This window comes from Clostridium septicum (assembly GCF_003606265.1).
In the GTDB taxonomy this organism is placed as follows: domain Bacteria; phylum Bacillota; class Clostridia; order Clostridiales; family Clostridiaceae; genus Clostridium; species Clostridium septicum.
This window is the reverse complement of sequence record NZ_CP023671.1, coordinates 1,549,632-1,563,415: the sequence shown is the minus strand read 5'-3', so window position 1 is coordinate 1,563,415 and position 13,784 is coordinate 1,549,632. Positions and strand designations below refer to the sequence as shown.

Genomic DNA, 13,784 nt, shown 5'->3' with positions numbered 1-13,784 from the left:
AAATTCAGTAAATTTATATATTTAAAACAATTTTATTTCAATATAAAGAATTTATATATATAATGAAATAAGAAGAAATAAATATTTGATTTGCTAAGGAGGAAAACATAATGCCATTAAAAGCAAGAAAAGTAGCTATAGTAGGAACTGGACTAGTTGGTTCAAGTACTGCGTTTAGTCTAATAACACAAGGGGTTTGTGAAGAAATATTAATGATAGATATTAATGAAGAAAGGGCTCTTGGAGAAGTGATGGACTTAAATCACTGTATAGAGTATTTAAATAGAAATACAAGAGTTAAGAGAGGTTCGTATGAAGACTGTGGTGATGTTGATATAGTGGTAATAACAGCAGGAGCACCACCAAAAGCAGGGCAAACTAGGTTAGATACTTTGGATTTATCAGCCCAAATAGCTAAGTCTATAGTTGATCCTATAATGAAGAGTGGATTTAAAGGATATTTTATAATAATATCAAATCCTGTGGATATTATAGCATATCATGTATATAAATTATCAGGGTTGCCAAAAAGCCATGTAATAGGATCTGGTACATCAGTAGATTCTGCTAGATTAAAGAATTTTATAGGTGAGTTGTTAAATGTTGATCCTAGAAGTGTTCAAGGTTATTCTATGGGTGAACATGGGGATTCACAAATGGTGCCATGGTCACATGTATATGTTGGGGGAAAGCCTTTTAATAAAGTAATAGAGGACAATAAAGATAGAGTTGGGAATGTAGATTTAGATAAACTAGTTGCAGATACAGCTAAAGCTGGTTGGGAAGTTTATAATAGAAAAGGAACAACTTATTATGCAATAGCAACATCAACTGTAGCTATAATTAAAGCTATATTAAATGATGAAAATAAAATAATACCAGTATCAACATTATTAGATGGAGAGTATGGTGAAGAAAATGTGTTTACAGGAGTACCTGCTGTATTAAATAGAAATGGTGTTAAAGAGGTTGTTGAATTAGATATGACAAATGAGGAGCTAGATAAGTTTAAAAAATCTAATAATGTTATAAGAGAATATATAAGTAAATTAGGATACTAAATTTTTTATAAAAGGATATAAAATTGTTTTTAAGTTTTATATCCCTTATTTTTGTTTTAAATATTATTTCCTATAAAGTTATTAACAAATAGCGTGAAAAGTTATAAACAATGTGGATAAAAATAATATAAACTTGTGGAAATTAATTAATCTTTAGTAAGTAAAGATACTAATATAAAGCTAAAATATTTACAATATTCCTCCTGTTATTTAGTTAGTTAAGTAAGATATATGTCTTGTTATAAAAAAACTAAAAGAAAATAAAAGTTTTTTTAAAAAAGGTGTTGACATATTAATCAAAAGTCTATATAATTAGTTCTTGTTGAGAGCAAAATATCTGGTGATGATGGCGTAAAGGAAACACTCCTTCCCATTCCGAACAGGACAGTTAAGCTTTACAGCGTCGATGGTACTGCATGGGAGACTGTGTGGGAGAGTAGAACGTTGCCAGGTCATATGGTTTACTAGCTCAGTCGGTAGAGCACTTGACTTTTAATCAAGGTGTCCGGGGTTCGATTCCCCGGTAAGCCACCACAAAAATCACTTCGAAAGAAGTGATTTTTTAATAGGAACTTGCTTAGCATAATATATATAAAAAGGAAAAGGTAATATACCTTTTCCTTTTTTATAGTTTAAAAATATCTTTTTTTACAAATGACAAAAACTTCTTTATTCCTTGAATATCTTCTTTTAATGTAGTATCTTCATTATCTGATAAATACCCACTAGTATATATACACATTATAAAAAATAAAATCCCAATATTTATATAGATATCTTTAATGTCAGCTACAAACAAATTACTAATTCCAATGAAGTCTAAACTACCACCATAAAAAACTTTATCTATTAATGAACATAAAGCTCCAGTAAATATAAATATAAAACACATGTCACTCCAGAATCCCTTATTCCCTTTATTAAGATAATATCTATAAAGTTCTACAAATAGAAAAAGAGCTAGTGCGTTTACTAGAATAAGAATAGGGAAACTTACTCCAAATCCAAATCTGGCATTTAGCCAAGAACCCTCAGAATTTATTATAGGGTTAAAAGATAAAAAGTTTGGGATTATTTCGAAGTATTTATGAAAAAAGAAGAATTTTATTATTATTTTTCCACCTTGATCTATAATCATTAATATAATGAATAAAATACTTAGGTTTTTAAAAGATAAACCTTTAGAATTTTTTTCAAAAGAATAGTAAATAATCCACCCAGTAAAAGCAAATACAAATATCAATGATAAATTTAATGTTAAAGTGTATAAGTCTTTGACTCTTCCTGTGAATATTTCGAATAAGAAGTATATTAACCACATAGCTGGAAGCAGTGATATAGTTATCAATTTATCTTTATTTAATTTTTGCTTCATAAAAACCTCCTATTTAATAAAGTATATCAATATAAAGATTTTATCATATATAATACATAAATTCATATATGTATAACAATTTATTGAAAATATTGATATAATTAAGAAAAGTATATTTTTAGAATATTAATAATAATTAGAAAAATAATATTAATAAGGATAGACCAATGAGGAGGGTATTAGAATGTTAACTATTTTTGCAGTTTCAGATTCTATAGGAGAAACAGCTGAGCAAGTAGCGGTTGCTGCTGCAAGTCAATTTGGGAATGATGTAGAGGTAAAAAGGATACCTTATGTAAAAACATTAGAGGATGTTGAAGAGTTAATAAAGGAAATAGAACTTTGCGAGAAGGTCATGGTAGTATCTACTATAATAACTGTAAACGTTAGAGAGTATCTAACCCAAAAAGGGGCTGAAAAAAATATATCAGTATTAAATGTATTAGGTCCAATAATAAATGTTGCATCGACTATAATTAATAAAATTCCTAATTACAATCCAGGGGCAATGTGGAAAACTGATGAAGTTTATTTTAAGAGAATTGAAGCCATGGAATTTGCTATGCAATATGATGATAGTAAAGATTATAGAGGACTAAAAAATGCAGATGTAGTTTTAGTTGGATTATCAAGAACATCTAAAACACCATTGTGTATGTATTTAGCTAATAAGGGAATTAAGGCCATAAATATTCCTTTAGTACCCGAAGTAGGAGTACCTGAAGAAATATATGAAATAGATAAAAAGAAAATATTTGGCCTTGTTATAAATCCACTTCAATTAATAGAAATTAGAAAACGTAGATTAGATAAATTTCATAGAATACCAGCAGATATAGAATATGCAAGTGATGCAAGAATTCTAGAAGAGTTTGAGTTTTCAGATAGGATAATGAGAAAGTTAGGATGTAGAACTATTGATGTTACACAAAGAGCAATAGAGGATACTGCGTTAATAATTATTAAAGCTTTAGGTCATGATAATAAATAAACAACATTTGGCGATACGGAAATTAATTCTAAATCGCCTTTTTGGTTTTAGGAAATTATATTTGTTTTAAATTTACTGATAATTTTATGATAGCAGCAAATTTAATAGTTTACGAGTTGATTTTTTAGAATAAAAGATTAGGAGGATATTTTGAAAATAGGGTTAGTATTAGCTGGAGGAGGGGCCAGAGGGGCATATCAAATTGGTGTGTGGAGAGCTTTAAGAGAATTAAATATAGAAAAGTATGTAAAAGTTATATCAGGAACATCTATAGGTGCTTTAAATGCGGTTTTATTTATGAAAGGAGATTTAAGTTTAGCAGAAGAAATATGGAAAAATATAAAGCCTAATGAAATATTACCAATTAACCAAGCTGATTTGAAAATAAGAAAGACATTATTAGATGTTGGTATAAAAAATATTCATTTCATTAAGAAGTATATACCAAAGATGATTCTAGGTGGAAATATTTCTAGAGGAGGATTAGAAAAGATAATAGATAATCTAGAATTAAATTTTATTACAGACTCAGATATTAGATGTTATGTAACTTGTACAGATATTGATAAATTAGAGGCTAAACACTTTCTTATTAATAAGTATAGTTGTGATGAAATAAAGAAAATATTATTGGCAAGTTCTGCAATACCAATGATTTATGAGAAACAGAAGGTAGAAGGTGAAGAGTATTTAGATGGTGGAATAGTAGATAATGTACCTATTGAATCTATATATGATGAAGTATGTGACTTATTAATAATAGTACATTTATCTAAAGAAAGTAAAATAGATAAAAGGAAATTTAATAATTTAGATATTATAGAAATTGTACCAAGTGTAGTTGAAGATGGAGCTTTGGATGGAGTTTTAGAATTTGATTCTAAAATATCTAAAGAGAGAATGATAGTTGGGTATGATGATACAATTAATACAATCACTCCTATAATTAAATTAGTAAGATTTTTAGATAAAGAAGAGAATAAAATGACAAAAGAAAGAAACAACATAATTAAAAGGATAAAAAATATATTTAAATAAATAGTTAATATGTGCAGAAATGAATTTTAGTTAATTAGAGTATTAAGCTTTAACATAATGCATCTACGTATATTTCTTTAGCTTAACTATGAAATGTATGTTAATATACGAAAGAAAAGACAATATATGAATATTAAAGTTAAGAAATTATAATTAGATTTAAAAAACATAAAAATATAGTTGACATAATTTAAATATGATGATAATATTTATCTCATCCACTAGAAACAAGTCAAAAAAACTTGAAAAAACTTTTTTTAAAAAGTTGTTGACACAAAATGATGAAAGTGGTAAGATAAACGAGTCGCTTGAGGGCGATGAAGAAAATGGTCTTTGAAAATTGAACAGAATAAAAGTTAAGTAATAACCAGCAATTCTTTTGAGAGTCTTAAAAGACTCAAAGTAATTTGAGCAACAGATTAAACTTTTTAGTGAGAGTTTGATCCTGGCTCAGGACGAACGCTGGCGGCGTGCCTAACACATGCAAGTCGAGCGAGGGGAGTTTCTTCGGAAACAAACCTAGCGGCGGACGGGTGAGTAACACGTGGGCAACCTGCCTTGTAGAGGGGAATAGCCTCCCGAAAGGGAGATTAATACCGCATAACATTGCAGCTTCGCATGGAGCAGCAATTAAAGGAGTAATCCGCTACAAGATGGGCCCGCGGCGCATTAGCTAGTTGGTGAGGTAACGGCTCACCAAGGCGACGATGCGTAGCCGACCTGAGAGGGTGATCGGCCACATTGGGACTGAGACACGGCCCAGACTCCTACGGGAGGCAGCAGTGGGGAATATTGCACAATGGGGGAAACCCTGATGCAGCAACGCCGCGTGAGTGATGAAGGTTTTCGGATCGTAAAGCTCTGTCTTCAGGGACGATAATGACGGTACCTGAGGAGGAAGCCACGGCTAACTACGTGCCAGCAGCCGCGGTAATACGTAGGTGGCGAGCGTTGTCCGGATTTACTGGGCGTAAAGGGAGCGTAGGCGGACTTTTAAGTGAGATGTGAAATACCCGGGCTCAACCTGGGGGCTGCATTTCAAACTGGAAGTCTAGAGTGCAGGAGAGGAGAGTGGAATTCCTAGTGTAGCGGTGAAATGCGTAGAGATTAGGAAGAACACCAGTGGCGAAGGCGACTCTCTGGACTGTAACTGACGCTGAGGCTCGAAAGCGTGGGGAGCAAACAGGATTAGATACCCTGGTAGTCCACGCCGTAAACGATGGATACTAGGTGTGGGAGGTATCAACTCCTTCCGTGCCGCCGTTAACACATTAAGTATCCCGCCTGGGGAGTACGGTCGCAAGATTAAAACTCAAAGGAATTGACGGGGGCCCGCACAAGCAGCGGAGCATGTGGTTTAATTCGAAGCAACGCGAAGAACCTTACCTAGACTTGACATCTCCTGCATTACTCTTAATCGAGGAAGTCCCTTCGGGGACAGGATGACAGGTGGTGCATGGTTGTCGTCAGCTCGTGTCGTGAGATGTTGGGTTAAGTCCCGCAACGAGCGCAACCCTTATTGTTAGTTGCTACCATTTAGTTGAGCACTCTAGCGAGACTGCCCGGGTTAACCGGGAGGAAGGTGGGGATGACGTCAAATCATCATGCCCCTTATGTCTAGGGCTACACACGTGCTACAATGGCAAGTACAACGAGATGCAATACCGCGAGGTGGAGCTAAACTATAAAACTTGTCTCAGTTCGGATTGTAGGCTGAAACTCGCCTACATGAAGCTGGAGTTGCTAGTAATCGCGAATCAGCATGTCGCGGTGAATACGTTCCCGGGCCTTGTACACACCGCCCGTCACACCATGAGAGTTGGCAATACCCAAAGTTCGTGAGCTAACCGCAAGGAGGCAGCGACCTAAGGTAGGGTCAGCGATTGGGGTGAAGTCGTAACAAGGTAGCCGTAGGAGAACCTGCGGCTGGATCACCTCCTTTCTATGGAGAAATCTAGTTAACAAGATGATTAACTAGTAATAACTCAAAAGATATGGTATCTTAACTTCTGTTCAATTTTGAAGGACCAAAAGCCTTCAAAATTTTTGTTCTTTGAAAATTGCACATGAATTAAAAACAACTTAAGTGAGAATCTAAAATTATAATTTAGTTATTCGAACTTACTCCTGAAAGCGTATGTGAACAGGAGTTTCAGATTAACGAAAGTTAATTGAGAAGTGACAACAAGCCAAGAATAATATTCTTTGTGAAAGTAAATTAACTCTTTGTAAAAGAGAACCGTATAGGTCAAGCTACAAAGGGCGCATGGTGAATGCCTTGGCATCAGGAGCCGATGAAGGACGTGATAAGCTGCGAAAAGCTTCGGGTAGGCGCACATAGCCAGTGATCCGGAGATCTCCGAATGAGGAAACTCACATGGGAAACCCCATGTATCCTGTAATGAATAAATAGTTGCAGGAAGGTAAACCCAGGGAACTGAAACATCTAAGTACCTGGAGGAAGAGAAAGAAAAATCGATTTTCTAAGTAGCGGCGAGCGAAAGGGAAAGAGCCCAAACCAGAGATTTATCTCTGGGGTTGCGGACAGAACATAAAATAAACTAATTTGTAACCGAAAATAACTGGAAAGTTAGGCCATAGAGTGTAATAGCCACGTAGGTAAAACAAAAAGGTTTAGAGTTCTGATCCAGAGTACCACGAGACACGTGAAACCTTGTGGGAAGCAGGGAGGACCACCTCCCAAGGCTAAATACTACCTGATGACCGATAGTGAAGCAGTACCGTGAGGGAAAGGTGAAAAGAACCCCGGGAGGGGAGTGAAATAGAACCTGAAACCGTGTGCCTACAACCGGTCAGAGCACCATATGAGTGTGATGACGTGCTTTTTGTAGAACGAGCCAACGAGTTACGGTATGTAGCAAGGTTAAGTACTTAAGGTACGGAGCCGAAGGGAAACCGAGTCTTAATAGGGCGAGTAGTTGCATGCCGTAGACCCGAAACCGGGTGACCTATCCATGGCCAGGTTGAAGCGGGGGTAAAACCCCGTGGAGGACCGAACCACGTTGCTGTTGAAAAAGCATGGGATGAGCTGTGGATAGCGGAGAAATTCCAATCGAACTCGGAGATAGCTGGTTCTCCTCGAAATAGCTTTAGGGCTAGCGTCGGATATGAGTAATGGAGGTAGAGCACTGAATGGGCTAGGGGGCGTATCGCTTACCGAACCTTATCAAACTCCGAATGCCATATACTATTAGTCCGGCAGTCAGACTACGAATGATAAGATCCGTGGTCAAAAGGGAAAAAGCCCAGATCGTCAGCTAAGGTCCCAAAGTGTAAGTTAAGTGGAAAAGGATGTGGGATTTCTAAGACAACTAGGATGTTGGCTTAGAAGCAGCCACTCATTGAAAGAGTGCGTAATAGCTCACTAGTCGAGAGATCCTGCGCCGAAAATGTCCGGGGCTCAAACTTACCACCGAAGCTACGGGCTCATCGTAAGATGAGCGGTAGAGGAGCGTCGTAATCGGGCTGAAGTCGTACCGTAAGGAGCGGTGGACTGATTACGAGTGAGAATGTTGGCATTAGTAGCGAGATGTGAGTGAGAATCTCACAGGTCGAAAATCTAAGGTTTCCTGGGGAAGGCTCGTCCGCCCAGGGTTAGTCGGGACCTAAGCCGAGGCCGATAGGCGTAGGCGATGGACAATCGGTTGATATTCCGATACCACTACAATCGTTATTATCGATGGTGTGACGGAGAAGGATAGGATGTGCTAGCGATTGGAAATGCTAGTCTAAGCGTTTAGGGAGTTGAAATAGGCAAATCCGTTTCAACAATCCTGAGGCGTGATGGGGAAGGCCATTAGGCTGAAGTATCTGATTCCATGCTTCCAAGAAAAGCATCTAGAGAGAGAAGTAGTGCCCGTACCGCAAACCGACACAGGTAGATGAGGAGAGAATCCTAAGACCAGCGGAAGAATTGCAGTTAAGGAACTAGGCAAATTGACCCCGTAAGTTAGCGAGAAGGGGTGCCTACGAGAGTAGGCCGCAGAGAATAGGCCCAAGCAACTGTTTAGCAAAAACACAGGTCTCTGCTAAAGCGCAAGCTGATGTATAGGGGCTGACGCCTGCCCGGTGCTGGAAGGTTAAGGGGAACACTTAGCGCAAGCGAAGGTGTGAACTTAAGCCCCAGTAAACGGCGGCCGTAACTATAACGGTCCTAAGGTAGCGAAATTCCTTGTCAGGTAAGTTCTGACCCGCACGAATGGCGTAATGACTTGGGCACTGTCTCAACTGCAAATCCGGCGAAGTTGTAGTGCGAGTGAAGATGCTCGCTACCCGCGATTGGACGGAAAGACCCCGTAGAGCTTTACTGTAGCTTAGCATTGAATTCCGATATTGTCTGTACAGGATAGGTGGGAGACTTGGAAACTAGGGCGTCAGCCTTGGTGGAGTCAACCTTGGGATACCACCCTGACAGTATTGGGGTTCTAACCGGACGCCATGAATCTGGTGACGGGACATTGTTAGGTGGGCAGTTTGACTGGGGCGGTCGCCTCCTAAAAAGTAACGGAGGCGCCCAAAGGTTCCCTCAGAACGGTCGGAAATCGTTCGAAGAGTGCAAAGGCAGAAGGGAGCCTGACTGCGACACCCACAAGTGGAGCAGGGACGAAAGTCGGGCTTAGTGATCCGGTGGTACCTCGTGGGAGGGCCATCGCTCAACGGATAAAAGCTACCTCGGGGATAACAGGCTGATCTCCCCCAAGAGTCCACATCGACGGGGAGGTTTGGCACCTCGATGTCGGCTCGTCGCATCCTGGGGCTGTAGTAGGTCCCAAGGGTTGGGCTGTTCGCCCATTAAAGCGGCACGCGAGCTGGGTTCAGAACGTCGTGAGACAGTTCGGTCCCTATCCGTCGCGGGCGTAGGAAATTTGAGAGGAGCTGTCCTTAGTACGAGAGGACCGGGATGGACTGACCTCTGGTGCACCAGTTGTTCCGCCAGGAGCATGGCTGGGTAGCTAAGTCGGGAAGGGATAAACGCTGAAAGCATCTAAGCGTGAAGCCCCCCTCAAGATGAGATTTCCCATAGCATAAGCTAGTAAGACCCCTTGAAGAACACAAGGTTGATAGGTCAGAGGTGTAAGTGTGGTAACATATTTAGCTGACTGATACTAATAGGTCGAGGGCTTGACCAAAACAATAAGATGAAACTCAGCAGAGCTGAGTGAATTCGAGAAACGAAATCAAAGATTTTGGCTCTCATTCATGTGCAATTTTCAGAGAACATTCTCTGAAAAAGTAAAGTAAGAACTAAACTGAGATTTAATTGTTGAAAAGGAAACTCAGCACAGCTGAGTAGGTTTGATATATAAATCAAAGATTTAGGATCTCACATCATCTGGTGATGATGGCGTAGAGGAAACACTCCTTCCCATTCCGAACAGGAAAGTTAAGCTCTACAGCGTCGATGGTACTGCATGGGAGACTGTGTGGGAGAGTAGAACGTTGCCAGGTTAGTAAATAAGAGTCTTAATAGACTCTTATTTTTTTGTTTTTAAGATGGTTTTGATTTGAACCATCTTATTTTTTTGTAGAAAAATTTAAAAGTATATTTTACTAAATTTAACTAAAAAGTATTAATTTATATAAAAAAGAAAAAATAAGGTTTTAAAAGGAAAATTGTTTGAATATTTTTTAAATTATAAAAATATTATGGTTTTATAATTAATTTGTTAAAAGTGCTCTTAAAAAAATGAATACTAATGAATGCTGTAGAGTTAAATAAAAAAATGAGGATAATTGTATTTCAAAAGAAATGGGAAAAGAAAGTTAACTATGATATAATTTCAAATATATGTAAATCGATTATGGGGATAAGGAGGGGGATATATGGTAGCTATAAAAGAAAAAAAAGTAGTAGTTAAAAAGGGAGAAATATATGAAGAAGATAATTATTTATTTCATGAAGGTAAAAACTATAATAGTTACAGATTTATGGGAGCTCATTGTATTGTAGAGAATAGAAAGAGAGGAATAAGATTTACTACATGGGCACCAAATGCGAGTTCCATATATGTTGTTGGAGATTTTAATGATTTCAAACCAACAGATGAGTACAAGCTTAAAAGAGTTACAGGTAAAGGGTTGTGGAGTATTTTTATTCAAGGATTAAAACCTGGATGTAGATATAAGTATTATATAGTTAACAAATGGGGAACTAAAGGAGTTTATAAAGCTGATCCATATGCTTGTTTATCTGAATTAAGACCTAATACGGCATCTATAGTTAAAGAAGATATAAAATTTAAGTGGAATGATAGAAAGTGGATTAATAAAAGAAAAAAGAATAATGTATATGAAAATCCTTTAAATATATACGAAGTTCATCTAGGCTCTTGGAAAACTAGAGATGGTAAATTTTTAAGTTATGATGAATTAGCTATTGAACTACCTAAATATTTAGTTGAAATGGGATATACTCATGTGGAAATAATGCCCTTAGTAGAGCATCCTTTGGATGCATCTTGGGGATATCAAGGAGTAGGATACTATTCTCCAACTAGTAGATATGGTACACCTGAAGGATTAAAAAATTTAATTAATGAATTACACAAAAATGATATTGGAGTTATATTAGATTGGGTACCAAGTCATTTCTGTAAAGATGAGCATGGATTATATATGTTTGATGGAGGCCCAACTTATGAGTACGAAGAAGGATGGAAAGCCGATAACAAAGGGTGGGGAACTTTTAATTTTGATTTAGGTAAACCAGAGGTTAAAAGTTTTTTAATATCTAATGCATTGTATTGGATAAAGGAATTTCATGTAGATGGGCTTAGAGTAGATGCTGTATCAAATATAATATATTTAGACTATGGAAGAAACGAAGGTGAATGGATACCTAATAAATATGGTGATAATGGTTGTCTAGAAGGAATGGAATTTTTAAAAGAATTAAATACTGTGGTTTTTTCTGAATGTGGAAATATGCTTATGATTGCTGAAGAATCAACCTCTTGGCCTAATGTGACAAAGCCAGTTCATGAAGGAGGACTTGGTTTTAATTTTAAATGGAATATGGGATGGATGAATGATTCATTAGAATATGTTGAATTAGATCCTATATATAGAAAGCATCATCATAATAAATTAAATTTCTCTATGATGTACAACTACTCAGAAAATTTTATATTACCTATATCCCATGATGAAGTAGTTCATGGTAAAAAATCTTTAGTTGATAAGATGTGGGGAGATTATTGGAATAAGTTTTCTGGTTTAAGGTTATTTACCTCATATATGATTGGACACCCAGGAAAGAAACTTTTATTTATGGGGTCAGAGTTTGGTCAATTTATTGAATGGAGAGAATATGAGGAGTTAGAATGGAAGTTAATTGATGAGTTTGAAATGCATAAAAAGACCCAAGGATATTTTAAAGAATTAAATAAGTTTTATAAAAATAACAAAGCTTTATGGGAACTTGATTATGATACAAATGGATTTCAATGGATAGATGCAGATAATGATGATCAAAGTATTATAACTTTTATTAGAAAAGGTAAGGAAGATAAGGATACATTAATATTTATATGTAACTTTACTCCTGTAGTTTATTATGATTTTGAAGTTGGAGTACCATATTTAGGAGAGTATAAAGAATTATTTAATACAGATAATGCTGAGTATGGTGGTTCTGGGCAAGTTATTGATGATATTTTAGTAGCGCAGGAGATTGAAAGTCATAGTCAACCATATTCAATAAAGACTAAAATTCCACCAATGGCTACATTAGTATTAGGAGTTAAGGAATTTAATAAAGTCAATAGTAGTAATAAACATAATAGTAGAAATGTTATTAGGAAAAATAAGAAAGAACAAAAGGTAGAAAAGGGAGAGAAAATTTAAATGAAGGTATTGATGGTTGCATCAGAGGCACATCCATTTATAAAAACAGGTGGATTAGGAGATGTTATGGGGGCTTTACCACAAGCATTGAGTAAATTAGACGTAGATATACGTGTTGTAATTCCCCAATATAGAGACATAAATAAAAATTTTAAAAAAAAATTTAAATTTATAAAATGGTTTATGGTTCCTGTAAGTTGGAGAAATCAGTATTGTGGAATATTTGAATATAAATATAGAGGTGTAATTTATTATTTTATAGATAATGAATACTATTTTAAAAGAAATGGATTATATGGATATTATGATGACGGAGAAAAATTTGCATTTTTTAATAGAGCTGTACTTAATTTTATGAAAGAAATAGATTGGAAGCCTGATTTAATACATTGCAATGATTGGCAGACAGGTATGATTCCAGTTCTTCATAAGGTAGAGTATATGAGAGATGATTTTTATAAAGATATAAAAACGGTATTTTCAGTTCATAATTTATTTTTTACAGGAACATTTAGTAAGGAAATTTTACCAGAGTTATTTGGATATGATTATGGATTATTTAACGATGGAAGCATAGAGTTTAATGGTGGAGTTAGTTTTTTAAAAGGAGCAATTAATTATTCAGATAAAATAACTACTGTAAGTAAAAGCTATGCAGAAGAAATAAAGACACCTGAATATGGAGAAGGACTGCATGGATTACTACAGTATAGAGGTGATTACCTACAAGGAATTGTTAATGGAATAGATTATGACGAGTATAACCCTTCTAAGGACAAGCTAATTTATAAAAATTATTCACTGAAAAATATTGAAGATAAGAAGTTTAATAAAAAGCATTTACAAGAACATTTAGGGTTACCTGTGAATAGTGAAGTGCCTATGATAGGGATGGTATCTAGACTAACACATCAAAAAGGCTGTGATTTAATAGTAAATATGCTAGAAGGTCTATTACAGGAAGATGTTCAAGTGGTGATTCTAGGAACGGGGGATTCATGCTACGAAAATAAGTTTAAAGAATTTGAAGCAAGATACCATAAAAAGATTAAGGCTAAGATGCTATTTGATAATTCATTAGCTCATAAAATATATGCTGCTTCAGATATGTTTTTAATGCCATCTTTATTTGAACCTTGTGGACTTGGGCAATTAATAGCTTTAAGATATGGAGCTATTCCTATTGTTAGAGAAACAGGAGGGCTTAAAGATACAATAAAACCGTACAATGAACATACTGATGAGGGAACAGGATTTGGTTTTAAAAATTATAATCATAGTGAATTATATAAAATAACAAAATATGCATTGAAAGTTTATAAAAATAGAAAAAGTTGGCAATTATTAATAATACAGGCTATGAATTCTAATAATAGTTGGAGTAAATCCGCAAAGGAATATAAGAAAATGTACAGTGAATTGATGGCCTGCGAATAATAGTTTATCTATTTTA

6 protein-coding genes, 1 tRNA gene and 4 rRNA genes are annotated in these 13,784 nt (G+C 35.8%); 10 read left to right on the top strand and 1 reads right to left on the bottom strand.

What is annotated here, in order from left to right; genetic code table 11:
* Positions 1-110: 110 nt before the first annotated feature.
* The 3 genes from CP523_RS06870 to CP523_RS06860 all read left to right on the top strand — a co-directional run bounded on the left by CP523_RS06870 (position 111) and on the right by CP523_RS06860 (position 1,595).
* Positions 111-1,061, top strand: coding sequence for an L-lactate dehydrogenase (locus CP523_RS06870; protein WP_066679271.1), 951 nt, complete (start codon positions 111-113; stop codon positions 1,059-1,061).
* 336 nt (positions 1,062-1,397) lie between these two features.
* Positions 1,398-1,514: ribosomal RNA gene (gene rrf / locus CP523_RS06865) — 5S ribosomal RNA — on the top strand.
* A gap of 5 nt (positions 1,515-1,519) precedes the next feature.
* Positions 1,520-1,595, top strand: a tRNA-Lys gene (locus tag CP523_RS06860).
* A 91-nt stretch (positions 1,596-1,686) separates the two neighbouring features.
* Here the strand turns inward: CP523_RS06860 and CP523_RS06855 are convergent.
* The gene (locus tag CP523_RS06855; protein WP_120140728.1) at positions 1,687-2,436 is read right to left on the bottom strand and encodes a signal peptidase II; all 750 of its coding nucleotides are present in this window, start codon (positions 2,434-2,436) and stop codon (positions 1,687-1,689) included.
* A 184-nt stretch (positions 2,437-2,620) separates the two neighbouring features.
* On the opposite strand from CP523_RS06855, the gene CP523_RS06850 reads away from it, so the two are divergent.
* The 7 genes from CP523_RS06850 to glgA all read left to right on the top strand — a co-directional run bounded on the left by CP523_RS06850 (position 2,621) and on the right by glgA (position 13,768).
* Entirely contained in the window at positions 2,621-3,427 is an 807-nt protein-coding gene (locus tag CP523_RS06850; protein WP_066679266.1) for a pyruvate, water dikinase regulatory protein, read from the top strand.
* A 150-nt stretch (positions 3,428-3,577) separates the two neighbouring features.
* On the top strand, positions 3,578-4,465 hold the full coding sequence (locus CP523_RS06845) for a patatin-like phospholipase family protein (RefSeq protein WP_066679265.1): 888 nt from the start codon (positions 3,578-3,580) through the stop codon (positions 4,463-4,465).
* 427 nt (positions 4,466-4,892) lie between these two features.
* Positions 4,893-6,407: ribosomal RNA gene (locus CP523_RS06840) — 16S ribosomal RNA — on the top strand.
* Positions 6,408-6,711: 304 nt separating this feature from the next.
* Positions 6,712-9,615, top strand: a 23S ribosomal RNA gene (locus CP523_RS06835).
* Positions 9,616-9,817: 202 nt separating this feature from the next.
* Positions 9,818-9,934 (top strand): 5S ribosomal RNA (gene rrf, locus CP523_RS06830).
* Together the 16S, 23S and 5S rRNA genes form the textbook arrangement of a ribosomal RNA operon.
* A 375-nt stretch (positions 9,935-10,309) precedes the next feature.
* Positions 10,310-12,331 (top strand): 1,4-alpha-glucan branching protein GlgB, encoded by a 2,022-nt coding sequence (gene glgB / locus CP523_RS16225; protein WP_066678988.1) that lies wholly within the window; start codon positions 10,310-10,312, stop codon positions 12,329-12,331.
* Positions 12,332-13,768, top strand: a complete 1,437-nt coding sequence (gene glgA, locus CP523_RS16220; RefSeq protein WP_205687137.1) for a glycogen synthase GlgA — start codon at positions 12,332-12,334, stop codon at positions 13,766-13,768. It abuts the gene before it with no gap.
* Positions 13,769-13,784: the final 16 nt, after the last annotated feature.